We start from the raw sequence: 26,066 nt of genomic DNA on the forward strand, positions 1-26,066 counted from the left end.
GTATAAGAGAAATGGTAACATTATTATTAATTATTATTTACATAGCTTTTATAAGCTTAGGACTTCCTGATTCTATGCTTGGAGCTGCATGGCCTGCTATAAGAAGTGATTTTTCTTTGCCAATACAAGGAGCAGGATTAATATCTATGATTATATCTGGAGGTACTATTGTTTCAAGTTTAATAAGTGGTAAATTAATTAAAAAATTAGGTACTGGAAAACTTACACTAATAAGTGTTTTTATGACTGCTGTAGCTTTGTTTGGTTTTTCTATAAGTAAAAATTACTTATGGCTTTGTATAATGGCAATACCATTAGGACTTGGTGCAGGTGCTGTTGACTCTGGACTTAATAATTTTGTAGCTTTGCATTTTTCAGCAAGGCATATGAGCTGGCTTCATTGTTTTTGGGGAGTTGGTGCAACATTAGGTCCTATTATTATGTCAGCTGCTATATCTAAAAAAAGTTCATGGCATAAAGGTTATTTAACTGTATCAATAATTCAGATGTGTTTAGTTATAATTTTGTTTGCTGCTTTACCTCTTTGGAAAACGTATAATGATAGTGAAATGGAAAATTTAGAAGAGGAAAGTGAAAAAGAAAGTATATTCAAACTCTCTGGAATATTGCCAGCACTTATAGGTTTCTTTTGTTATTGTGCTTTAGAAAGTACTGCTGGTTTATGGGGAGCCAGCTATTTTGTGCAGATAAAAAATATTTCTCCTAATGTTGCAGCAGCGTGGGTATCTATGTATTATTTAGGTATTACTATAGGAAGATTTGTTAGCGGATTTATTACAGTTAAGTTTAAAAATACAGACTTAATAAGAGCAGGGCAGATTATTATAGGTATAGGTGCTATTTTGCTTTTAGTTTTTGATAAACCTTATATAAATCTTTTTGGTCTTATTTTTATAGGGATGGGATGTGCTCCTATTTATCCTTCTATGCTTCATGAAACACCGGTACGTTTTGGTAAAAGCAATTCTTCAAGGCTTATGGGTATACAAATGGCTAGTGCTTACATTGGCACAACTTTAGTGCCGCCAGTTCTTGGATTGATTTTTGGGAAGATAGGAATGGGGCTTTATCCGGTATTCATTTTAATATTGATGATTATTATGTTTATAAGTAGTGAAAAAATAAATAATATAGTAAAGTTTAAAATTTAATATTTATATTTGATATATAACTAAAGAAAGAGGTGATTTTAGTTGAGTAAAATTATAAAAATAGGTAAAAGTGAATTTGAACTTGGCAAAAGGACTTATATTATGGGAATACTTAATGTAACGCCGGATTCTTTTTCTGATGGTGGAAAATTTAATACACTTGAAAGTGCTGTAAAACGTGCTAAAGAAATGGTTGAGCAAGGAGCAGATATTATAGATGTCGGAGGGGAATCTACAAGACCAAATCATATTCCTGTAAGTGAAGAAGAAGAAATAAAAAGGGTAATACCTGTAATAAGGGCTTTAGCAAAAGAGATAGATGTTCCTATTTCTGTAGATACATATAAAGCTAATGTGGCTGAAATAGCTGTTAAAGAAGGAGCATCTCTTATAAATGATGTATGGGGATTTAAAAGAGAACCTAAAATTGCACAAGTAGCGGCTAAATATGATGCTGCATGCTGCTTAATGCATAATAGAAATAATAATATTTATAATAATATTATAGATGATATTATTAATGATTTGAAAGAAAGTATAAAAATTGCTTTAAAAGCAGGAGTAAGTCCAGATAAAATTATTTTAGATCCTGGTATTGGTTTTGCTAAAGATTATAATCAAAATCTAATTGTTATGAATAAATTAGAAAAATTAACTACTTTAGGTTATCCTGTAATGTTAGCGACATCAAGAAAATCAATGATAGGAAATACATTAAACCTCCCTCCTGAAGATAGAGTAGAGGGAACTATAGCTACAACAGTTATAGGGATAATGAAAAATTGTGATTTTGTAAGGGTTCATGATATTATACAAAATAAAAGAGCATGTATAATGACAGATGCTATTGTTAGAAAATAATTATTTGGGTTGGTGGATTTATGGACAAAATATATATAAAAGATTTAGAGGTATATGCTTTTCATGGTGTTAATAAAGAAGAAAAAAATATGGGACAAAAATTTTTAATATCCATAGAGATTAGTCTTAGTTTAAGAGAGGCAGGGAAAACAGATAATTTAAATGCAACAGTAAATTATGCAAAGCTTTGTCATGATATAGAAAGAGAATTTACAAAGGAAAGCTATAATTTGATTGAAAAATCTGCTGAAGCTTTAGCAAATTTTATTTTGCTTAATTATTATCAAGCAGAAGGAGTTAAAGTATTAGTAAAAAAGCCATGGGCACCTATTGGAAAGTCGTTAGATTATGCTGCCGTAGAAATTGAAAGGTATTGGCATAAAGCTTATATAGGTCTTGGTTCTAATATGGGAGATAAAGAGGAAAATATAAAAAAGGCTTTAGAATACATAAATACTGATAAATGCAGAGTAGAGAAAGTATCAAATATATACAATACAAAACCTGTTGGATATTTAGATCAAGATGAATTTTTAAATTGTGCAGCAGAAATAAAAACTTTACTTACACCTGAAGAATTAATTAGATTTTTGCTTAATATTGAAAAAGAATTAAAAAGAGAGAGAATTATAAAATGGGGACCTAGAACTATAGACTTAGATGTACTTCTTTATGATGATATAATAACATCATCTGAAGAGATTACAGTACCTCATCCAAGAATGCATGAGAGATTATTTGTATTGAAACCATTAAGTGATATAGCACCTTATTTAATACATCCAATACTAAATAAGAGGATAATATCTTTGGAAGAAGAACTATCAAAAGTTCAAAATCTTTAAAATATAATAAATAGCCGTAAATTAAGGGCTTTGATTAAATTTATTAAAATATAAATATACAAAAAGCACTAAGATTTGCGGCTATTTTACAATAGTCTACAAAAATAAGAGATAAAAAATTAAAAAATACAAAAAAAATATTGACAATTAAAATAAAATAAGTTATTCTTTATATATCAGAAAACGTTTATAAGGATTTTGGATTGTTACTGATTCGATCAGGCGAGACCTTAACTTATTAACATGGATTTATTTTATCTATGTTAATAAGTTAAGGCTTTTTTGTTAAAAATATAGATTGAAAAAAGGGGGGAAAATATGATAATAAAAAAGATATTTAATAACAATGCTATAGTAGCAAAAGATTCAAATAAAAATGAGATTGTTATTATGGGTTGTGGAATTGCATTTAAAAAAAGTGTAGGCGATGAAGTAGACGAAAATCTAATTGAAAAGATATTTATTCTTAAACAAAAAGATGCTTCAGAAAAATTTAAGCTATTACTAGAAGATGTCCCTTCAGAATATGTTTCTTTGTGTTATGACATTATTGAATATGCAAAAAATATATTAAATGTTAAATTAAATGATTATTTATATGTTACCCTCACTGATCATATTTACAATACTATTAAACTGTTTGATGAAGGTATAAAAAATTCAAACCCTTTAATTTGGGAGATTAAAAAATTTTATCCTAAAGAGTATAATATTGGATTAAAAGCATTAGAATTTATAGAAAGTGAATTGGGTAAAAAACTTCCAGAAGATGAGGCAGGAAATATAGCCCTGCATTTAATAAATGCTCAAATAAATAATTCATTTTCTAATATAGAAAACATAGCTGATCAAACTAAAAAAATACAAGATATTTTAAACATTGTAAGGTATACTTATGGTATAACTTTAGATGAAAAATCAATAAGCTATGAAAGATTTGTTACACATTTAAGATTTTTTTTCCAAAGGTTAAATAAAAAAGAACAGATAAATGAAGTAGAAGATGATTTTTTACTAAAAAAGGTTAAAACAAAGTATAAAAAAGCTTATGAATGTATGTTAAAAATAGAAAAATATTTAGGAATAGAACTAACAGATGAAGAAAAACTATATTTAACAATTCATATTCAGCGTATAACTCAAAGATAAAAATATAATATTGTTTTGGATTGTTACTGGTAAAGCAGGCGAGACCATCTAAGTAGTATAAAATATTTATATTATACTATTTTATTGGTCTCGCTTTTTTATATAAAAAAATAAAAGGAGATGGTTTTATGAAATACGAAAAACTAGCAAAAGATATTATTGAAAATGTAGGTGGAAAAGAAAATGTAATTAGCTTAACTCACTGTATTACTCGTTTACGTTTTAAATTAAAGGACGAAAGCAAGGCAAATACAGAAGTTTTAAAGAAAATGGATGGAGTTGTAACTGTAGTTAAAAGCGGTGGTCAATATCAAGTGGTTATTGGAAATCATGTACCAGATGTATATGCTGATGTTGTGGCTGTAGGAGGATTTCAGACAGGAGGCGGCGAAGAAACAGTTTCAGAGGAGAAAAAGAGTTTATTTAATGCATTTATAGATACAATTTCTGGTGTATTTTCACCAACTTTAGGGGTATTGGCTGCAACAGGTATGATAAAAGGTTTTAATGCTTTGTTTGTAGCATTACATTTAATTACAAATACTTCAGGAACTTATCAAATTTTAAATGCCATTGGGGACTGCTTGTTTTACTTTTTCCCAATATTCTTAGGTTTTACAGCAGCTAAAAAGTTTAATGTAAATCAATTTATTGGTATGTCACTAGGAGCTATACTTGTTTATCCAACATTTACTACAATAATGGCGGGAAAACCATTATATACAATATTTGCAGGAACGCTTTTTGAATCACCTGTATATATAACATTTTTAGGTATTCCAGTTATATTAATGAATTATTCTTCAAGCGTTATTCCAATTATATTATCTGTGTATATAGGATCTAAAGTTGAAAAATTATTTAAAAAGATAATACCAGATGTAGTAAAAACATTTTTAGTTCCATTTTTTACTTTATTAGTAGTTGCTCCTTTAGCATTAATTATAATTGGACCTATAGCAACTTGGGCAGGTAAATTACTTGGTACATTAACACTTTATATATATAACTTCAGCCCTGTTATTGCAGGAGTTTTTATGGGTGCTTTCTGGCAGGTATTTGTTATATTTGGATTACACTGGGGATTTGTTCCTATAGCAATAAACAACTTAGCAGTACTTCATTATGATCCAATTCTTGCAGGAACTTTTGCAGCTTCATTTGCTCAAATAGGTGTAGTTTTAGCAATACTTTTAAAAACAAAAGATAAAAAGTTAAAATCACTTTCTATACCAGCATTTATTTCAGGTATTTTTGGTGTTACAGAACCAGCTATTTATGGTGTAACTTTGCCACGTAAAAAACCATTTATATTAAGTTGTATCGCAGCTGCAGTAGGTGGTGGTATAATAGGACTTATGGGAACTAAAACTTATATGATAGGTGGACTAGGAATATTTGGGATACCAAGTTATATTGGACCTAATGGAATAGATAAAGGATTTTACGGTGCTATTATAGCTATAATTGTAGCTTTTGTATTAGGCTTTTTATTAATGATGTTTGCTGGATTTAAAGATGAAGAAGAAAATAAAGAAGTAGATAAAAATACAAATAATGGAGATGTTTTAATAAAACAAGAAGTAGTATCAAGTCCAGTTAAGGGAGAAGTTAAATCTTTATATGAAGTAGAAGATGAGGCTTTTTCAAAAGGTGCTTTAGGAAAAGGCGTTGCAATTGAACCTAAAGAAGGCAAAATAGTTGCTCCAGTAGATGGAATTTTAACTACATTATTTCCAACAGGACATGCTTTAGGAATTACAAGCGATAAAGGTTCTGAAATATTAATTCATATAGGAATGAATACTGTTCAATTAGATGGAAAATATTTTTATCCTAAGGCAAAACAAGGAGATCATATAAAAAAGGGTCAGGTAATATTAGAATTTGATATTGAAGCTATAAAAAAAGAAGGATATTTATTAACAACACCTGTAGTAATTACAAATTCAAGTAATTATTTAGATATTATTGAAACAGATAAAAAGAATATTAATTATGGAGAAGATTTATTAACAATAATGATTTAAAATATAAAACAAAAAAAGAGAGGAGAAAAAACAATGAATAATATATTAAAAAAATTCCCAGAAGGATTTTTATGGGGAGGCTCAACAGCTGCTAATCAGCTTGAAGGAGGTTATAATGAAGGAGGAAAGGGTTTAAGTATAGCTGATGTTTTGACTGCAGGAACAAATACTACACCTAGAAGGATTACTCCTGTTTTAGAAGATGGGACATATTATCCAAATCATGAAGCTATAGATTTTTACCATCGTTATAAAGAAGATATTAAATTATTTGCAGAAATGGGTTTTAAAACATTTAGAATGTCTATTGCTTGGTCAAGAATATTCCCAAATGGTGATGATGAAAAGCCAAATGAAGAAGGATTAAAATTTTATGATGATGTATTTGCAGAATTAAAAAAATATAATATTGAACCTTTAGTTACAATATCCCATTACGAAACACCTTTTAACTTAGCTAAAAAATATAATGGATGGGCAGATAGAAGGCTCGTGGATTTTTATGTTAAATACTGTGAAGTTATTTTTAATAGATATAAAAATGTAGTAAAATACTGGTTAACTTTCAATGAAATTAATGCTTTAACAATGCCTTTTGGAACTTTTATGGCTGGAGCAATTATGCCAGATGAAGATGGTGAAATTAGTAATAATATAAAAGATAATGAACAATTAAGATATCAAGCTCTTCATCATCAGTTTATAGCAAGTGCAAAAGCAGTAAAGTTAGGCCATGAGATAAATAAAGATTTTAAAATAGGATGTATGATAGCTTACATGTGTTCTTATCCTCTTACATGTAATCCAGAAGATGTATTATTAGCTCAACAAAAAGATAATTTAAATAATTTCTTATGTTCAGATGTTCAAGTAAGAGGAGCATATCCTGGATTTGCAAAAAGATATTTTGCAGAAAAAAATATAAATATAGTAATGGAAGAAAATGATGAACAAATATTAAAAGAAGGCTGTGTAGACTTTTATACATTTAGCTATTATATGTCTAATTGTGTAAGTGCTGATCCTAATCAAGAAGAAATAGGTGGAAATCTTGTAATGGGATTAAAAAATCCATATTTAAAATCAAGTGATTGGGGATGGCAGATAGATCCAAAAGGATTAAGATGGGTATTAAATAATATTTATAATAGATATCAAATACCTGTAATGGTAGTTGAAAATGGTTTAGGTGCAGTTGATGTTATAGAAGAAGATGGATCTATTAATGACGATTATAGAATAGATTATTTAAGAGAGCATATTAAAGAGATGAAAGAAGCTATAGCTGATGGAGTAGATTTAATAGGATATACTCCATGGGGCTGTATAGATTTAGTAAGTGCATCAACAGGAGAAATGAAAAAACGTTATGGATTTATATATGTAGATAAAGACAATGAAGGTAATGGTACTCTTAATAGATTAAAGAAAAAAAGTTTTTATTGGTATAAAAAAGTTATAGAAACAAATGGAGAAGATTTGGTATAATTATAATAAGATAATAAAGTGCAGTAAAAAGCTGCACTTTATTTAATTTGTAAAATAGATAGGTGATTTTTATGGATTATGAATTAATTTGTATAGATATGGATGGGACTTTATTAAACAGTAAACACAGTATAAGTGAATTATCTAAAGAAACAATTAAAAAAGCACATAGTATGGGAGTTCATATAGTTGTTAATACTGGAAGAATTTATACTGATGCTGAGTATTTTTCTAATCTTTTAGGGGTAAAATCTCCAGTAATTGCTTCAAATGGAGCATTTATAAAAGAAAAAGATAAAGATGAAATTATTTATAAAAACATTTTAAAAGAAAGTGTATGTTTAAAGTTAATAGATGTATTTTCAAAATATAACGTTAATCCTACTTTTTTGACGCCTGATAAAATTTATTCAAGCAGTATAGTATGGAGAATTTTTATGCAATATTTAAAATTAAAAGGAATATTTAATAAAAATTTATGCTTTCAATATGTGCCCTTTTGGACTAAATGGGATAATATATTTAAACTTGAAAAAGAAAATATAATAAAATGTGAAGTTATGAGCAAAGATGAAAATAAATTAAAAAAAATCAGAGATGAATTAAAAACAATAGATGAAATAGAAGTTGCAAGTTCAACAAAATATAACATTGAAATTACTAATAAAGGTGTTTCAAAAGGAAGAGCTGTGGAAATATTAAGTTCTTATTACGGCATAGATAGAGAAAAAATTATAGCAATTGGTGATAGCGAAAATGATTTGTCAATGATAGAATTTGCAGGCATGGGAATAGCTATGGGTAATGCTATTGATATAGTAAAAAATAAAGCAGACTTCATAACAGATACAAATGATAATAATGGGGTGGCAAAAGCTATAGATAAATTTGTGTTAAAAAAATAATATTACTTCAATCACATTTTTTTATATAATACATATCATAATATTGTAAGCCTACTAAGAAGGAGATATTTAATGTATGTATAGTACTTATAAAACCCATCCATGTTTTAACTGCATGTATAGCCCCAATAATATGAATAATATTTATCAATGTCCTTATTATACTAATGCAATGATGTATAATCCAAATTTTGTAAGACAATTTGATGAACAATTTATACCTTTTAGTGATGAAATTGATAATGATGCAAAATTTAATTTTTTTAGATTAGATGACGATAACCCTTCCATAAAATTAAAGGATTATGGTCCAGAACCTTTTATAGTTAATATTGAAGAAGCCACTAAAGAAAATAATACTTTCCGTACAGCTTTATGGACAGGAAAGCATTTTCAGCTTACATTAATGAGTATTAATGTTGGGGAAGATATAGGTTTAGAAATTCATCCAAATGTTGATCAATTTATACGTATTGAAGAGGGACAGGGACTTGCACAAATTGGAGATAGAAAAGACAATTTAAGTTTTCAAGCTAAAGTTTCTGATAACTATGCTGTTATTATACCTGCTGGTAAATGGCATAATATAATTAATACAGGAGATAAACCTCTTAAATTATATTCTATTTATGCACCGCCTGAGCATCCACATGGGACAGTTCATCAAACTAAAGCCGATGCAGAAGCTCATGAATAAAAACTTAAAAATATTATAAAATTATAAATAGCATAATTTACTATTGACTTAAAAAATATATTATTGTACACTATATCTGACAATTTAATATATAGCCTCATCTTTTGTAGATGAGGTAGAGGCGCGGTATTTAACAGTCTTTAGAGGAGCATGAGAAAGCTATGATGCTAAGGAGAAGGAAATATCGCCGAAGTGTGTAATATTCTCAGTATTACATGCTGGGCCTGCAGTTAAGAGCTGTAGGACTGTCTTAATAAACATCCCGGTTTATTAAGTTGTGCTATCTCATTTTGGGAAAGAAGAGGGGCTTAGCTCAAAGTGTGTGTATTGAGACCTAAGTTTACCTTAGGTCTTTTTTATATGCAAAATATAATTAATACTTAATAAATAAGTTATAAATAATAAAAGGAGAATCAGTAATTATGAAAAAGAAATTATCAATATTAATATCAATGTCATTATCAGCAATTATGCTTTTATCAGGCTGTGCTTCAAACAGTTCAAATAAGGCAAAAAAAGATGAAGATCAAAATATTTTCAGGGTAGGAATGGAAGCTGGCTATGCTCCATTTAACTGGACTCAGACAGATTCATCTAATGGAGCTGTAAAAATTGAAGGCAGCTCAGAATATGCTGGAGGATATGACGTAGAAATAGCTAAAAAAATTGCAGATGGATTAGGTAAAAAGTTAGTAATAGTAAAAACTGAATGGGATGGACTTGTACCAGCAGTTACTTCAGGAAAAATTGATGCAATTATAGCAGGTATGTCACCAACAGCTAAACGTAAAGAAACTATTGATTTTTCAGATAACTATTATAAATCAGATTTAGTTATGGTTGTAAAAAAAGGCGGAAAATTTGAAAATGCTGATTCAATTCAAGATTTTGCAGGGGCAAAAATAACTGCTCAATTAAATACTTTTCATTATTCAGTAATAGATCAAATTAAAGGAGTAAATAAACAAAATGCTATGGATAATTTCCCTGCAATGAGAGTTGCTCTTGAATCAGGAATGATTGATGGATATGTTTCAGAGCGTCCTGAAGGGATTAGTGCTCAAAGTGCAAATCCAAACTTTAAAATGATAGAGTTTAAAGATGGGTTTAATACATCAGAAGAAGATACTGCAATTGCTGTAGGTGTAGCTAAAAACAGTGGTTTAACTGAAAAAATAAACGAAATATTAAAAGGAATTTCAGAAGAAGAAAGAAAGGAAATTATGGATATTGCAATTAAAAATCAACCAGCAGCTAAATAAATATAAAAAAGGAGAGAATCAAAATGAGTTTTGATTGGATAGTTAAGATAGTTACGGAAAACTGGAGTATGTTTCTCCGTGGAGCTGCTATGACTTTGTTTATTTCTATGATAGGTACTGTTATAGGTTTTATAATAGGTCTTATTGTAGGTGTCATACGTACTACTCCAATACCAGAGAGAGGTATAACAAAAATACTTTTAAAATTTATAAATATAATTTTATCAATTTATATAGAAATATTCCGTGGTACACCTATGATTGTACAAGCTATGGTAATATACTATGGTTCAGCTTTAGCCTTTAATATAGATATGAATAAAATTTTTGCTGCTATACTTATAGTATCTATAAATACAGGAGCTTATATGTCAGAAATAGTAAGAGGAGGTATTGTTTCTATAGATAAAGGTCAGTTTGAAGCTGCTCATGCTATAGGAATGACACATTTTCAGACTATGATTAATGTAATATTACCCCAAGCTATTAGAAATATTCTACCAGCAACAGGTAATGAATTTGTAATAAACATAAAAGATACTTCAGTACTTAATGTAATTGCTGTATCAGAATTATTTTTCCAAACAAAATCTGTAGCAGGGAATAATTTTAGATACTTTGAGTCCTTTTTCGTTGCCTGCATACTTTATTTTATAATGACATTTACAGTTACAAGAATTTTGCGTTATATTGAAAAGAAGTTAGATGGACCTGAAAATTATATTATGAATTCTAATCAAATGCAAGTATAAGAGATATTTATAAAAAATAAGGCAATTTATAAAAGGAAGAGGAATAATTATGGAAAAAGTAATTGAAATAAATCATTTAAGTAAATCTTTTGGAAATCATGAAGTTCTAAAAGACATAGATTTTTATGTAAATAAAGGAGAAGTAATTTCTATAATAGGCTCATCAGGTTCTGGTAAATCTACTCTTCTTAGATGTATTAATCTTTTAGAAAAACCAACAGGAGGAGAAATAATATATAAAGGAGAGAATATTTTAGACCAAAGACATGATACCAGAGCTTATCGTACAAAGCTTGGCATGGTTTTTCAGCAATTTAATTTATTTGATAACCATAATGTATTAAGTAACTGCATAGTTGGACAGGTAAAAGTTTTAAAACGCTCAAAAGAAGAAGCAGAAAAGGTAGCTAGAAAATATTTAAGGGTTGTTGGAATGGAGCAATATATAAATGCAAAACCAAAGCAGCTTTCAGGAGGGCAAAAACAACGTGTAGCTATTGCAAGAGCACTTTCTATGGAACCAGATGTTATGCTTTTTGATGAGCCTACTTCAGCTCTTGATCCAGAGATGGTAGGAGAAGTTTTAAAGGTTATGAAAGAACTTGCTGAAACTGGACTTACAATGCTTATAGTAACTCACGAAATGGGTTTTGCTAAAGAAGTATCTGATCGTATAGTATTTATGGATAAAGGTGTTATTGCAGAGGAAGGAACTCCTGAAGAGATTTTCAATAATCCAAAACAAGAGAGAACTAGGGAATTTTTAAAACGTACTTTAGAAAAAATATAAAAATTTAGAATTAACTTTTACTAAATTAATAAAAACTCCATTGTTTGAGAGAACATGGAGTTTTTATTTTTTCAAAAATTTAAGACAAATCATAGAGACAAAATAAAATAATATAAAACAAATAAAAATAATATAAAACAAATAACAAAAAAATAAATTAATAAAAAAGCAACAAATGCTTGAAAAAAACAAAAAAGTGATTTATAATATTAATATAAAATAAAAATATACAATATTTATTAAAAAGGGGAAGGAAAGGTAATAATGATGAATGCAATAGATGAAATTAGACCAATTACTGCTATAACTATAGGTGATCCAGCAGGTATAGGACCTGAGATTTGTGTTGGAACATTAATGAATGAAGAGGTTTATAAAGAGTGTAAACCTTTGCTTATAGGCTGTGCTGGCACTATTAGAAAGGCAATGAAGCTTAAAAATTGTGATTATGAATTAAATATTATTTCAAAACCAAGTGAGGCAAAATTTAAACATGGAACTATAGATATTATAGAAACGGGAGATTATGACTTTGAAAGTATAGAATATGGAAAAGTACAAAAGCTTGCAGGACAAATGGCATATGATTTTATATTAAAATCAATTGAACTTGGATTAAATAAAGAAGTTGATGTAGTTGGTACTGCTCCAATTCACAAAGAAGCTATTAAATTAATAGGTGTTCCTCAAGCAGGACATACAGAAATTTATGGAGAACTTACAAAATCTCCTTATGCATTAACAATGTTTAACTGCCACAAATTAAGAGTATTTTTTGTAAGTAGACATATGTCTTTAAAAGCTGCTTGTGATTATGCTACTAAGGAAAGGGTTTTGGAAAATATAAGACAAATACATAATGAATTATCTAAGCTTGGAATAGAAAAACCTAAAATAGCGGTAGCAGCACTTAATCCTCATGGTTCAGATAATGGATTATTTGGAGATGAAGAAGCTAAGAATTTAATACCAGCAGTACTTGAAGCTCGAAAAGAAGGAATAAATGCTATTGGGCCTGTTCCAGCTGATTCTGTATTTTACAAAGGTAAAAATGGCTTATATGATGGAATCCTTTCACTTTATCATGATCAAGGTCATATTGCTTGTAAAACTTTAGACTTTGAAAGATCAGTTACTTTAACATTTGGATTACCATTTTTAAGAAGTTCTGTAGATCATGGAACTGCTTTTGATATAGCAGGTAAAAATATTGCTCAATCTGTAAGTTTGATAGAATCAACACTTGTGGCGGCTAGATATTGGAAAATGATGCAGCATAAATAATTAATATTAAATAAAGAATAAATAATTTGGGGGTAATTTAATGTGTAAGTTAGGAGTAATAGCTGATGATTTAACAGGAGCTACTACTGTGGGGGTTTTACTAGCAAGGACAGGCATATCCACAGCTGCTTTCTTTGATAGCGATAAGCTAGATATGAACGAGAATTATGATGCTATTGTTTTAAGCAGTGATAGCAGACCTTTAAACAAAGAATTAGCTAGAGCTAATGTAAAAAAAGCTTTAAATGCACTAAAGAAACAAAATGCAGTTTACTTTTCTAAAAGAATAGATACAACTATGCGTGGTGGAATTGGCTTTGAAGTAGATGCTATGTTAGAGGAACTTGATGAAGATACTATAGCAGTTATGGTTCCAGCTATGCCTCAATCAAACAGAATATTAGTAGGAGGATATTCAATAATAAATGGAGTTGCTTTATCAAAAACAGCAGTTGCAAAAGATGTAAGAACTCCAATTAACGAAACACATATTCCTACACTATATTCTAAACAGACAAATAGAAAGATTGGACAGGTACAGTTAGCATCTATTCTTGCTGGGAAAGAATATGTTAAAAAAGCTCTTGTTGAAGAAAGGGAAAAAGGATCAACAGTTATTATAGTTGATGCTGTTTCTTTAGATGATATTGAATTAATTGCTCAATCTGTTTTAGAGTTAGAGTGGAAAGTGTTAGCTATAGACCCGGGACCATTTACAGAAAAACTTGCTGTACTTAGAGGATTAGGTACTGGAGAAAATGTAGTTTCTGATAAAGAAACAATAGACATTTCTAAAGAAGAAGGAAAAGTAATTGTAGTAGCAGGAAGTGCCACACCTATAACTAAAAATCAAATACAAATATTATCTAATAAAGATTATTCAAGTTCCATCTCAGTTGATCCATTAAAATTAATAGAAGAAAAAAATTCTTACAAAGAAATTAATTTAAAAGCAAATATGGTTTTAGATGTAGCAAATCAAGATAAAAATAAAGTTTTAATAATCGAAACTGCTGTAACATCAGATGTATTAAATTTGGAAGAAATTGAAGCTAAATATAATTTACAAAAAGGACAGGCAGCAGAAAAGATTAATAAAGGATTAGGAGAAATAGTAAAGAAAGTTTTAGATGATAAGAAAATAGGTAAAAAAGTTAAAGGATTATATATGACTGGTGGTGATACTATGGTTACAACCTTAAGAACCATAGGAGCTAATGGAATAAAACTAATTAATTATGTAATTCCTCAAACTGATTTAGGTACTATAATAGGCGGACAATATGAAGGGCTCGCTATTATTGGGAAAGGAGGTTTAACAGGTACAGAAAATACAGCTGTAGATGCTGTTGAAATGATTTATAAGCAATCCCGTAAAAAATATTAAAAAAGGAGAGTTGAATAAAAATGAAAGATTTAGGATTGTTAGAAAAAATGAAAAAAATGCCCGGAGGACTAGTCATTATACCTTTAATAATTGCAGTATTAATTAATACAATATTTCCTCAATTTTTTGAAATTGGAGGTTTCACAACAGGATTATTTAAAAATGGGCAACCTGCAATGATGGGATTATTTCTTATATTATGTGGTTCTACAATAGATGTTAAACAAGTTGGCATGCCTTTATATAAAGGAGTAGTTTTAACAGGAATTAAATTTTTAGTAGGTGTTTTAATAGGTTATGCAGTAGGAAAAATTTGGGGACCTATGGGTGTATTAGGATTAACTCCTATGGTTTTTATAGCGGCTATAACCAATTCAAATGGTTCCCTTTATATATCTTTATCTTCACAATTTGGAGATGCTACTGATACTGGTGCAATTTCAATTCTTTCATTAAATGATGGACCGTTTTTTACACTTATAGCTTTAGGGGCAACTGGACTTGCTAATATACCATTTATGGCTCTTGTTGCAACTATTGTTCCATTATTAATTGGATTTATATGGGGTAATTTAGATTCTGGATTTAGAGAAACTTGTAAATCAGCTCAACCTATAGTTACATTTTTTATGACAATTGCAATAGGGTCTAGTACAAATATATCTACTATAGTAAGTGCTGGTGCTTCTGGAATCGTTTTAGGATTACTTTCGGCAGCTTTAGGGATTGTATTTTACTTTTTATTTAACTTGTTTCTTAAAAAGAAAGATAGAAACGCAATGGGGGCAGCAATAGGAACAACAGCTCTTAATGCGGCGATGACTCCTGCAGCAGTAGCTGCGGCAGATCCAACTTTTGCACCTTTCGTTCAGATGGCTACTGCACAAATTGCAACTGCTTCAATAATTACACTATTTTTATGTCCTTTTATTACAGCTTATTTAGATAGAAAACTTAAAAAGAAAAAAGAAAAAGAATTACAGTTACAAGGAGCTAGAGCTGCTATTGATTAAAAATAAAGTTAAAAAGGAGGAGTTAATCTTTTAATAGATTAACGAAATGCTTATGAATATTATATATGAAAATAAAATTTCAAATGTAGGAGCTTATGTAGATAAATTCATAGCTGAAAAAATTATACTTTTATTTTCTGAAGAATCTGTTATGACCCAAATAAAAGAATATAGTTATACTATTAAAAATAAAAAAGTTAACGGAATTATAAAAGAAGGTCAAATTTTAAAAATTGATAATGAATGTTATAAGATTACTGCTGTAGGTGATATTGTACAAAAAAATTTAGAAGATATAGCTCATGTTACATTAAAATTTGATGGATCTAAAGTAGCTAATTTCCCGGGGACTTTGTATCTTGAAGATAAAAAAATAACTAAAATACATGAAGGAACAATCATTCAAATTATAGAGTTATAGAGGAATAAAGCGAAAAGCTGTCTTTAAATAGAAAGTATTTTCTAAATAAAGACAGCTTTTATAAATAACTTAAAAATATAGAAATTATAAATTTTAAAATATGATGACAAAAATAAAAATAAAATAAAATAAAAAACAACAAAATAAAATAAAAAAAGATAAACTAAGATAATAAAAGATAAACAAGCTTAAAGCGAAATAATCTTTTTAATAAAGGAAATATGATGGTAAAATCCGTTTTATAAAAAACTTTATGAATGATATTATTTAAATAAGGAATTAAGAATTAATAAAATAAGACAAGAACATAATTTTATAAGGAGAAATGTATATGAGGAAAAAAATTGTGGGGTCTAGCTGGAAGATGCATATAAATTCAATAAAAGATGGAATTAAACTGGCAGAACAAATAAAAGAAAATTTAGGAAATGTAGAAGATGTAGAAATTTTTATATTGCCTACTTTCCCAATGATTAAATTTATTGCAGATGTTTTTAAAGGTAGCAATATAGGCTGGGGAGCTCAGAATATGTGTTTTGAAGAAAAAGGAGCTTATACAGGAGAAGTTCCAGCAAATATACTTAAAGAATTAGAATGTGCTTATGTAGAAATTGGACACGCTGAACGAAGAGTTTTATTTAATGAAACTGACGAAATAGTAAACAAAAAGGTAAAGCTTTGCTATAAGTATGATTTAGTTCCTATTGTTTGTATTGGAGAAACTCAAAAAGATTTAGATAATAAACTTCAAAATATAAAATTAAAAACACAAGTTCTTTGGGCATTAAACGGTCTTGAAAAAGAAGAAATGAAAAAAATTATATTTGCTTATGAGCCTGTTTGGGCTATTGGTCAATCAGAAGCTGCTAATCCAAAGTATGTACAAAGTGTTCATGAATTTATAAGAAATGTTATAAAAGAAGAATATGGGAGTGAAGTTTCTGAAAATGTAAGAATTATATATGGAGGTTCTGTAAGTCCTGAAAGTGCAAAAGTCCTTACTAAGTATAATGACATAGATGGATTATTTATAGGTAGATTTGGTCTAAAAGCAGAAAATTTTAAAAGTATGATAGAGACAACTTTAAATTCTTATAAAGAATAAAGCTTATAAAAAATAAAATATATAAAAAATTTAAATGTATTATTAAGGAGGGGGCAAACATGAAAATAGCATTAGGTTGCGATGAAGCAGCATTTCAATTAAAGGAAAGTATAAAAAAATATTTGATGGAGCTAGGGGAAGAAGTGCAGGATTTTGGTGTTTACGATACAAAACCTTCACTTTATCCAGATGTAGCAGTAAAAGTAGCACAATCTATAGTTAACGGAGAAAATGAAAGAGGAATATTACTTTGTGGTACAGGAATAGGTATGGCAATAACTGCCAATAAAGTTCCTGGAATAAGAGCTGCAGTATGTCATGATCCATATTCAGCTGAAAGGTCAAGAAAAAGTAACGATGCACAAATTATGACTATGGGGGCAAGAGTAATAGGAGAAGAATTAGCAAAAAATTTAGTAAATATTTGGTTAAAGTCGGAATTTCAAGGGGGGAACTCTACTGCTAAGGTTAATAGAATAAGCGAATATGAAAATAAATTTTTAAATAAATGTAAAAGTTGTTAGAAATAAATTAAATTTTTATAAAAGCCAACTTATAAAGCTGGCTTTTATATTATATATAAGTAAAGGAGGCTATAAATTGAAGAAAATAAAAGGGAATTGCTTAATAGCTCAATCTGGAGGCCCAACTACTGTTATAAATTCATCAGTTTATGGAATTATAAAAGAATCTTTATCATTGCAATCATTTGATAAAATTTTTATAGGTCTTTATGGGATAAAAGGCATTTTAGATAAAAATATAATTGATATAGATAAGTTTTCAAAAGATTCAATAGAAGCTTTAAGATATATGCCATCTTCAGCATTAGGATCATGTAGATATAAGCTTGCTCACTATAAAGATAATAGTAGAGATTATGAAAAAATAATACAAATTTTTAAGGAGTTTAATATAAAATATTTTTTTTATATAGGTGGAAACGACTCTATGGATGCAGCTTGTAAGATAAGTGAATACGTAAAAAATATAGGATATGATATAAATATAATAGGAGTACCTAAAACTATAGATAATGACCTTATGGGTACTGATCATTGTCCAGGATTTGCAAGTACATCTAAATATATTTTAAATACAGGATTAGAATTATGGTTTGATATAAATACATATGAAAAAGAATCAATTATGATAATGGAGGTTATGGGAAGAGATGCTGGCTGGATAGCAGCTTCTACTGGTATTCTTAAAGAAACGGTTCCAAATATTAATCAGCTTATATATTTACCAGAAATGAAGTTTGATAGAATAAAGTTTTTACAAGATGTAAAAACTAGTATTGAAGAAAACAATAAGCTTTTAATTGTAACCTCTGAGGGCATCAAAGGTAAAAATGGAGAATATATAAATGTAGAAGAGAATTGTTATTCAACTGATGCTTTTGGGCATAAACAACTTGGAGGTATAGGAAAATTTTTGCAAACATTAATTAAAACAAGTATTACAAATAGCGTAAAACTTACAGAAGTTGGGGTAATACAAAGATGTGCAATGCATATTGCTTCTAAAACAGATTTGGATGAAGCTGAAATGGTAGGGAGAGACTCTGTAAAATATGCATTACAGGATTATAATGGATATATGACAGCAATAAAAAGAGTAGAAGATAATGTATATAAATCAACTACCACACTTATTGAACTTAAAGAAGTGTGTAATAAAGTGAAACATGTTCCTTTAGACTGGATAAATGAAAGTGAGAATGGCGTAAAAAAAGAAATGATAAATTATGTAAGCCCTCTTATTTCTGGAGAAGTAAATGTACTAGGGGAAGATGGATTACTAAAATATAGGGATGCAAGATTATTTAGATAAAATTAAAAGTTAAAAAATCAAATTAAGTTCTAATAAATTATAAAAGCATAAAAGTTAAATATGTTAATAAAATACTATATAAAAATGGTTTCTATAATAAAAACCATTTTTATATAGTATTTTATTTTAAGCTTGCCACAGAAATGTTTATGTTAGATGATTTGTATTTTTCAATTAACTGTTTTGGAGCCTTTTCATCTGTAATTAATTTATATATATCTGAAGCAGGTGAAAAACTTGCTATTGATATCATATCAAGTTTAGAGTGATCAAGTAATGCTATAAGTTTATTACTTTTTTTAGCCAACATTTTTTTTAGTTCAGCTTCATATATATTAAAATCTGTTAACCCTTCTTTTATAGTAAAACCTTTAGCAGACATGAAACATAAGTCTGCATGAATGCTTTTTACTAAATTTTCACCAAGTAAACCTTCTAAAGAAAAAGACCCAGGAGTAACTAATCCACCTGTTAAAATTACTTTTATGTTTGGATTATCTTTAAGTTCTAAAGCTGTATATAATCCATTTGTTATTACTGTTAATCTTTTAAAATTATGAAGCTTTTTAGCTAAAGCTAAAGATGTAGAGCTAGCATCTAAAATTATGGATTGATCATCATTTATTAAAGTTACAGCTTCATTAGCAATAGCTTCTTTTTCTTTTATATGTTTTGTCATTCTCTCAGTAAATGCTATATATTTATCGTCGTCTTTTTGAAGTACTGCACCGCCATGAGTTTTTGTTAAAAATCCGTCCTTCTCTAATTTTGTTAAATCATTTCTTATAGTACTTACGGAAACGTTTAACAGCTCACTTAATTCCAAAACGGTTACTTGTTTCTTTTTATTTAATAAGTCCATTATTTTATCATGTCTTTCAAAAGCAAACATTGCAATATACACCTCCTGTATATTTTTATTATATCAATTATTCGGGAATAAGTAAATTTAAATAAATAATAAAATACAAAAAATGATAAAAATAAATTAATAAACAACAAAATAAATTAATTATATTTAAATAAATTATTATATTTTATATAGAAAATTCTTATCATATTTTTCAAATAAATTATAACTATTGCTGTGCTGTTGTGCAAAAACATTATTTATAGTTGGTGAATTGGAAGAATTATGAGTTGAATTTAAATGAATGTGATTATATTTAAAAAGTATTTTGATAAAAAATAATCAATTATTTTTTATTATGCTCATATATGAGCGAATGGATTAATTTAATTGATTTTTTTATAAGCAAAAAATTTTTTAAAACTATAGAAAACGTATTGATTTAAAAGGAAAAATGATATATAATTTAATCAATAAAAAGAAATGAGCATAAATAAGAATAAATAATCAAAAGTGAGAGTGAACTTCTATGTTTGTAGAAGAGAGACAGCAAAAAATAGCAGAATTATTAGATCAAAAAAGAAGTATAAAAGTTAATGAATTATCAGCCATATTTAATGTATCAGAATCTACAATAAGAAGAGATCTTCAAGATATGGAAGAAAAGGGACTTTTAAAAAGAACCCATGGTGGTGCTGTAGGAATTAAAAAAACTAATTTTGAACCTACATTTAAAGAAAAAGAAGACGAAAAGCATACTGAAAAATCTTTTATTGCAAATATTGCAGCTTCTTTAATTGAAGATGGAGATACTATAATTTTAGATTCAGGTACTACAACTTTAGAGATTGCAAAATGTATTGAAGCTAAGAATATAACTGTTATAACAAATTCCATTGATATAGCCTCAGAACTTTCTAATAAAGACGATATAGAGCTCGTTGTTACGGGAGGAAATTTAAGAAAAATTACAAGAGCTATGGTTGGTCATATAACTGAGAACGTATTAAGAAATTTTAGAGTAGATAAAGCTTTTATAGGAGCTAATGGAATTTCTGTAGAAGAAGGTATAACTACTCCAAATTTTATAGAAGCTCAAACTAAAAAAGCTATGATGAATGTTGCTAATAAAGTTTATATTGTATCTGATAGTTCAAAGTTTAATCAAGTAAGTTTTTCTGTCATAAGTCCTATTAGGGCTGTAACTGCAATTATTACAAGTAAAGATTTAGACGAAGAAATAATAAAAGACTTTGAAGATGCAGGTGTTGAAATAATAAATAAAGGCAACTAATATAAGTAGAAAGGCGGTAAAATATAGATGGTAATAACTGTAACCTTAAATCCAGCTTTAGATAAAACATTAACTATTGAAAATTTTAAATTAGGTGCTGTAAATAGAGTATCAAATATCAGATACGATATAGGTGGTAAAGGAATAAATGTATCAAAAGTTCTTAAAAATTTTAATGTAGATTCTGTTTGTACTGGATTTTTAGGCGGTATTTGGGAAAGCTATTTTATAGAAGAATTAAATAACAGAAAAATTTCTTCTAAATTTATTCATATAAATGAAAGTACAAGAACTAACACAAAAGTAGTAGATAGTGTTAATAAGGTATATACAGATATAAACGAAGCAGGACCTTCTATAAAGAATAAAGAGTTAGAAGATTTTATAAAAACTTTTAGTGATTTATGTAAAAAAGATGATATAGTAGTCTTATCTGGAGGAGTAAGTCCAAGTGTACCTTCTAATATTTATGGTGAACTTATTAAAATAGCAAAAGAGAAAGGTGCAGTGACTATATTAGACGCTGAAGGGGAATTATTAGAAAAAGGAATTAAAGAAAAACCAGATATAATAAAACCTAATATACATGAATTAAAAAAACTTATGGATTTAGATGAAGAAAAAGAAGAAACTATAATAGAGGCTTCTAAAAAACTTATAAATTATGGAATAAAAAAAGTACTTGTTTCTTTAGGGGATAAAGGAGCAGTTTATGTAACAGAAAATAAAGTACTAAAATGTGATGGACTAAAAGTGACTGTTAAAAGTACAGTTGGAGCAGGAGATTCTATGGTTGCAGCTTTAGTATACAGCATAATAAAAAACTTTAGCGATGAATATACGTTAAAGTTTGCCAATGCAAGTGGGGCGGCCTCTGTAACATTAGAAGGAACAGAAGCTTGTACATTAGAACAAGTAGATAAATTAATAGATAAAGTTATAGTTAAGGAGGAGCAATAATGACAACAAGAGAAATGTTTTCAAAAGAAAGAGTAAATTTTGATCTAAAGGCAAGCAATAAAGATGAAGTTTTAAATGAACTTATAGATATTTTAGTAGCAGATGGAAAAGTAACAGATAAAGAAAAATTTAAAGATGCTGTTTTAAAAAGGGAAGAAGAGTTCTCAACAGGAATAGGAATGGGTATTGCAATTCCTCATGGCAAAAGTTCAGCAGTTAAAGAAGCTTCTATTGTTTTTGGAAGAAGCAATAAAGGTATAGATTATGATTCTATGGATGGTAAGCCTGCACATTTATTTTTTCTTATAGCTGTTCCAGAAGAATCCAGTGATTTACATCTAAGAGCTTTAAGTGAAATATCAAGAAAACTTATGCATAATGATGTAAGAGAGCAGTTATTTAAAGCAGAAACTTTTGAAGACTTTATAAAAGCTTTTTAAACTTTAAAAATTTTAATAAATAACATAATCTATATACTAAAAATATTTTATTAAAAGATATTAAGGTAGATAGTTTATAACTTACAATGCAATTATTCTTATATTTTTATATAGACTATTTACCTGAATATATATTATATTTTAAGGGAGGATTTATATATGAAAATTGTAGCTGTTACATCTTGTCCCACTGGTATAGCTCATACTTATATGGCTGCAGAAGCACTTCAAATGGCAGCTAAAGAACTTGGCTATGAAATAAAAGTAGAAACTCAGGGTTCTGTAGGAGCAGAAAACGTTATAACAGAACAAGACTTAAAAGAAGCAAAGGCAGTTATTATTGCTGCTGACACTAATGTAGACAAGTCTAGATTTAAAGGTCTACCAATGGTAGAAGTTTCTGTTAAAGATGCAATAAAAGATCCTAAAGCATTAATAAATAAAGCTTTAAATGCTAAACCAAAAGAAAATTTAACAGAAGAAGTAAACAAAATAAAAGCTGAAGAAAAAGAATCAAGAAAAGGTCTATATAAACATTTAATGACTGGTGTTTCATACATGATACCTTTTGTTGTAGCAGGAGGTATATTAATAGCTTTAGGTTTTGCTTTTGGTGGTATATACGTTTATGAAAATGTAGGAAGTTTTGGAGAAATAATATTTTCAACAGGAAAATCAGCATTTGCTCTTATGATTCCAGTACTTGCAGGATATATTGCTTATTCTATAGGTGATAGACCAGGTTTAGTCCCAGGTTTTGTTGGTGGAGCACTTGCAGATAAATTAGGTGCAGGTTTTATAGGTGCATTGATTGCAGGTTTGATTGCTGGTTATGTAGTAGTTTTATTAAAAAAATATATTAAACTTCCAAAGTCTATGGAAGGTTTAATGCCAGTTTTAGTATTACCTGTTCTTTCTACAGCAATTATAGGAATTATAATGGTTTTAGTTTTAGGTGGTCCAGTAAAATCTATAAATGATGCTATGGCAGCTTGGCTTAATGGATTACAAGGAACTAGTGCAGTATTTTTAGGTATAATATTAGGTTGTATGATGGCTCTTGATATGGGTGGTCCAGTAAACAAGGCAGCTTATGCTTTTGCAACAGCAACTATAGCAGCAGGTCAGCCTTCAACTATAATGGCAGCAGTAATGGCAGCTGGTATGGTACCTCCACTTGGACTTGCTTTAGCAACAGTTATTTCTAAAAACAAATTTACTCTTCAAGAAAGAGAAGCAGGTAAAGCAGCTTGGGCACTTGGACTTTCATTTATAACAGAAGGTGCAATACCATTTGCAGCATCAGATCCTTTTAGAGTTATTCCATCTATAATGGTAGGTTCTGCAGTAACAGGAGCAATTTCAATGTTCTTTGGTTCAACATTAGCTGTTCCTCATGGTGGAATATGGGTATTATTTATACCTAATGTTGTAGGAAAGTTATTACCATATATAATAGCTATAGTAGCTGGTACAGTTGTTTCAGGCTTAATGCTTTCAATATTAAAAAAGCCTATTGAAAAATAAATTTTAATTAAATAAAATTTTATATTGAACTTATTTAAACTTGTGCTTTTAAAATATTAGAAATTTCTAATATTTTAAAAGCACTTTTTTATTTTAATATACTATATTTAATAAAAACTATTTTTTATTAGAATTGACCACTCACTATATTTTGAAGTAAATCAATAATAAACATACTATTAATTGCGTAATGGGAATTTATTTACAGCTTATTGTAGTACAATCATACCATAAAATATTTATTTTTGTTTACATTTTATTAACAGCAATGACACTTCAATGCCACTTTAAATTAATAAAATCATAAACATAGGATTTATATAACTTTATTTATAAATAATTATTCTTTAATTTTTAAAAATTATATAGAGAGGTTAAATGTAAAATATTAAATTACTACGAAATTTAAAAATTTAAAGGGAGGCTAATGAATGAAAAGTAAGGCATTAAAGGCTGTTATTGCAGGATTAATAGTTATTGGAGTGGGATTTGGAGGGTATTTTGGATATAAAGCTATTTTCCCTGAAAAATCAACAGTAGCTTCTGCTAGGTACATAACAGCTGCTGTAACAAAAAGAAATTTAGAAGTAAGTATACAAGGAACGGGTTCTGCTTATGCGGCAACAACTAAAGAAATAACTCCTAATAATAATGGTACATTGCAGGGATTAACTTTAAAAGTAGGAGATAAAGTTACTGCAGGGCAAAAACTTTTTACTTCATACAGTGATGAACTTAATAGTGCTGTAACAACTGCACAAAATAATTTAAATGAAGCAAATATTAATTTGAAAAATGCCCAAAGTGATCTTACTAATGCACAAAATGAATTAGCTGCTGCTCAAAGTGCAGCTGCTTCATCAGAAAAAGCTTCAGAAGATAATCAATCTAATACAGGAAATAATAATCAAAATAATTCTGCTCAAAGTACTAAATCTATAGAGTCATATAAACTTGATGTTGAAAAAGCAGAATCTTCTGTAGAACAAGCTAAACTTAAAGTTACAGATGCAAAAAATAAATTAACAGAGGCTAAAAATGCTGTAAGCAAAATGACGGTAACATCTCCTATAGCTGGAGTGGTTACTGCGGTAAATAATGTAAATGGAGATAGTGTTCAAAGTGGTAAATCAGTTTTAACCATAGTAGATATGTCTTCTATTAAAGTTAAAGTAGCAGTAGACGAGCTTGATATTACAAAAGTAAAATTAGGACAAAAAGCACAGATAAAATTTGATGCTATTGAAGATAAAACTTACGAAGGTACTGTAGAACAAATAGCAGAAGTAGGAACTTCTTCTAATAATGTTACTACGTATGATGTAGTTGTAGGAATAACAAATCCTGAAGGTATAAAGATTGGTATGAATGCAAATGTAACAATTTTAGTTGAAAGTAAAGAAAATGCATTAGTTATACCAGCAGAGGCATTGATAGAAAATAACGGTAAAAAATTTGTAAGAGTTGAAAGTACAGAGAATACAGGTACAACCCCTACTGCACCAAACCAAAGTACTGAGTCTCAAGATGAAACAAGTAAGTCATCTACAGAAAATAAACAAGTACCTCAAGGAGAAAATACTAATTTACCAAAAGATGAAACAAGCAGTCAAAAAACAGCAAATACAAATAGCAATGTTCAAGGAACAAGAAATAGGCAATATGCATCATCAGGACAAAGTGGAGTATCTTCATCGCAAACTTCTATTAATGCAGGGAAATTAGTTGAAATTAAAACAGGACTTGAAAATGAAAATTACATTGAAGTAACAGAGGGACTTACAGAAGGCCAAAAGGTAATAATAACCCTTCCTCAAACAAGTACTACTACAACTAATAGTAGTAAAACTAATAGAAACACTATGGGAGGATTTAGTGGAGGAATGCCTATGGGTGGAGCTCCAAGCGGCGGATTTTCAAGAGATTAGTTTGTAAAAATGAGAGGAGGGTAAATAGATTGGAAGAGAGTGTATGCAGCAAAGAATTAATTAAAATAAC

General features: G+C 28.7%; 24 protein-coding genes and 1 riboswitch. Of the genes, 23 read left to right on the forward strand and 1 reads right to left on the reverse strand.

What is annotated here, in order from left to right; all coding sequences use genetic code 11:
* The first annotated feature begins 11 nt into the window (after positions 1–11).
* The 18 genes from B5D11_RS09620 (at position 12) to B5D11_RS09705 (ending at position 18,997) form a co-directional block, all read left to right on the forward strand.
* Positions 12–1,172 carry an MFS transporter gene (locus B5D11_RS09620; protein WP_078682818.1) on the forward strand — a complete coding sequence of 387 codons (1,161 nt, stop codon included), beginning with the start codon at positions 12–14 and terminating at the stop codon, positions 1,170–1,172.
* Positions 1,173–1,226: 54 nt separating this feature from the next.
* On the forward strand, positions 1,227–2,033 hold the full coding sequence (gene folP / locus B5D11_RS09625) for a dihydropteroate synthase (RefSeq protein ID WP_143327695.1): 807 nt from the start codon (positions 1,227–1,229) through the stop codon (positions 2,031–2,033).
* Positions 2,034–2,053: 20 nt separating this feature from the next.
* Positions 2,054–2,878 (forward strand): 2-amino-4-hydroxy-6-hydroxymethyldihydropteridine diphosphokinase, encoded by an 825-nt coding sequence (gene folK / locus B5D11_RS09630; protein WP_078682820.1) that lies wholly within the window; start codon positions 2,054–2,056, stop codon positions 2,876–2,878.
* 318 nt (positions 2,879–3,196) lie between these two features.
* On the forward strand, positions 3,197–4,027 hold the full coding sequence (locus B5D11_RS09635; RefSeq protein WP_078682821.1) for a BglG family transcription antiterminator LicT: 831 nt from the start codon (positions 3,197–3,199) through the stop codon (positions 4,025–4,027).
* 128 nt (positions 4,028–4,155) lie between these two features.
* The gene (locus B5D11_RS09640; protein ID WP_078682822.1) at positions 4,156–6,057 is read left to right on the forward strand and encodes a beta-glucoside-specific PTS transporter subunit IIABC; all 1,902 of its coding nucleotides are present in this window, start codon (positions 4,156–4,158) and stop codon (positions 6,055–6,057) included.
* A gap of 33 nt (positions 6,058–6,090) precedes the next feature.
* Positions 6,091–7,545, forward strand: coding sequence for a glycoside hydrolase family 1 protein (locus tag B5D11_RS09645; protein WP_078682823.1), 1,455 nt, complete (start codon positions 6,091–6,093; stop codon positions 7,543–7,545).
* Positions 7,546–7,616: 71 nt separating this feature from the next.
* Positions 7,617–8,450 carry a Cof-type HAD-IIB family hydrolase gene (locus B5D11_RS09650; protein WP_078682824.1) on the forward strand — a complete coding sequence of 278 codons (834 nt, stop codon included), beginning with the start codon at positions 7,617–7,619 and terminating at the stop codon, positions 8,448–8,450.
* A gap of 133 nt (positions 8,451–8,583) precedes the next feature.
* Positions 8,584–9,147: a cupin domain-containing protein gene (locus tag B5D11_RS09655; RefSeq protein ID WP_242942274.1), complete on the forward strand. Its 564-nt coding sequence runs from the start codon at positions 8,584–8,586 to the stop codon at positions 9,145–9,147.
* Between the two features lie 108 nt (positions 9,148–9,255).
* Positions 9,256–9,438: riboswitch (Lysine riboswitch) on the forward strand.
* A 131-nt stretch (positions 9,439–9,569) separates the two neighbouring features.
* Entirely contained in the window at positions 9,570–10,409 is an 840-nt protein-coding gene (locus B5D11_RS09660; protein WP_078682826.1) for a transporter substrate-binding domain-containing protein, read from the forward strand.
* Positions 10,410–10,432: 23 nt separating this feature from the next.
* Complete coding sequence (locus B5D11_RS09665; RefSeq protein ID WP_078682827.1) at positions 10,433–11,161, forward strand: amino acid ABC transporter permease; 729 nt, start codon at positions 10,433–10,435, stop codon at positions 11,159–11,161.
* A 49-nt stretch (positions 11,162–11,210) separates the two neighbouring features.
* The gene (locus B5D11_RS09670) at positions 11,211–11,951 is read left to right on the forward strand and encodes an amino acid ABC transporter ATP-binding protein (RefSeq protein ID WP_078682828.1); all 741 of its coding nucleotides are present in this window, start codon (positions 11,211–11,213) and stop codon (positions 11,949–11,951) included.
* Between the two features lie 264 nt (positions 11,952–12,215).
* Entirely contained in the window at positions 12,216–13,235 is a 1,020-nt protein-coding gene (gene pdxA, locus B5D11_RS09675) for a 4-hydroxythreonine-4-phosphate dehydrogenase PdxA (protein WP_347476899.1), read from the forward strand.
* A gap of 40 nt (positions 13,236–13,275) precedes the next feature.
* Positions 13,276–14,622, forward strand: coding sequence for a four-carbon acid sugar kinase family protein (locus B5D11_RS09680; RefSeq protein ID WP_078682829.1), 1,347 nt, complete (start codon positions 13,276–13,278; stop codon positions 14,620–14,622).
* Positions 14,623–14,642: 20 nt separating this feature from the next.
* Entirely contained in the window at positions 14,643–15,635 is a 993-nt protein-coding gene (locus B5D11_RS09685; RefSeq protein ID WP_078682830.1) for a 2-keto-3-deoxygluconate permease, read from the forward strand.
* A 52-nt stretch (positions 15,636–15,687) separates the two neighbouring features.
* Entirely contained in the window at positions 15,688–16,056 is a 369-nt protein-coding gene (locus tag B5D11_RS09690; RefSeq protein WP_180376999.1) for a PTS glucitol/sorbitol transporter subunit IIA, read from the forward strand.
* 331 nt (positions 16,057–16,387) lie between these two features.
* Complete coding sequence (tpiA, locus tag B5D11_RS09695; protein ID WP_078682832.1) at positions 16,388–17,161, forward strand: triose-phosphate isomerase; 774 nt, start codon at positions 16,388–16,390, stop codon at positions 17,159–17,161.
* A 59-nt stretch (positions 17,162–17,220) separates the two neighbouring features.
* Entirely contained in the window at positions 17,221–17,685 is a 465-nt protein-coding gene (rpiB, locus tag B5D11_RS09700; protein WP_078682833.1) for a ribose 5-phosphate isomerase B, read from the forward strand.
* Positions 17,686–17,761: 76 nt separating this feature from the next.
* Positions 17,762–18,997, forward strand: coding sequence for a 6-phosphofructokinase (locus tag B5D11_RS09705; protein WP_078682834.1), 1,236 nt, complete (start codon positions 17,762–17,764; stop codon positions 18,995–18,997).
* A gap of 121 nt (positions 18,998–19,118) precedes the next feature.
* Here the strand turns inward: B5D11_RS09705 and B5D11_RS09710 are convergent, their stop codons facing one another.
* A complete protein-coding gene (locus B5D11_RS09710) occupies positions 19,119–19,889 on the reverse strand; it encodes a DeoR/GlpR family DNA-binding transcription regulator (protein WP_078682835.1) in 771 nt (256 codons plus the stop codon).
* A 487-nt stretch (positions 19,890–20,376) separates the two neighbouring features.
* On the opposite strand from B5D11_RS09710, the gene B5D11_RS09715 reads away from it, so the two are divergent.
* The 5 genes from B5D11_RS09715 to B5D11_RS09735 all read left to right on the forward strand — a co-directional run bounded on the left by B5D11_RS09715 (position 20,377) and on the right by B5D11_RS09735 (position 25,996).
* A complete protein-coding gene (locus B5D11_RS09715; RefSeq protein WP_078682836.1) occupies positions 20,377–21,141 on the forward strand; it encodes a DeoR/GlpR family DNA-binding transcription regulator in 765 nt (254 codons plus the stop codon).
* Between the two features lie 27 nt (positions 21,142–21,168).
* On the forward strand, positions 21,169–22,101 hold the full coding sequence (gene pfkB, locus B5D11_RS09720; protein ID WP_078682837.1) for a 1-phosphofructokinase: 933 nt from the start codon (positions 21,169–21,171) through the stop codon (positions 22,099–22,101).
* Positions 22,101–22,541: a PTS sugar transporter subunit IIA gene (locus tag B5D11_RS09725; protein WP_078682838.1), complete on the forward strand. Its 441-nt coding sequence runs from the start codon at positions 22,101–22,103 to the stop codon at positions 22,539–22,541. The genes pfkB and B5D11_RS09725 overlap by 1 nt, the downstream gene beginning before the upstream one ends.
* Before the next feature lie 159 nt (positions 22,542–22,700).
* Positions 22,701–24,068: a PTS fructose transporter subunit IIC gene (locus tag B5D11_RS09730; RefSeq protein WP_078682839.1), complete on the forward strand. Its 1,368-nt coding sequence runs from the start codon at positions 22,701–22,703 to the stop codon at positions 24,066–24,068.
* 431 nt (positions 24,069–24,499) lie between these two features.
* A complete protein-coding gene (locus B5D11_RS09735; protein WP_078682840.1) occupies positions 24,500–25,996 on the forward strand; it encodes an efflux RND transporter periplasmic adaptor subunit in 1,497 nt (498 codons plus the stop codon).
* Positions 25,997–26,066: the final 70 nt, after the last annotated feature.

This window comes from Clostridium sp. USBA 49 (assembly GCF_900167505.1).
GTDB lineage: Bacteria > Bacillota > Clostridia > Clostridiales > Clostridiaceae > Clostridium_AT > Clostridium_AT prolinivorans.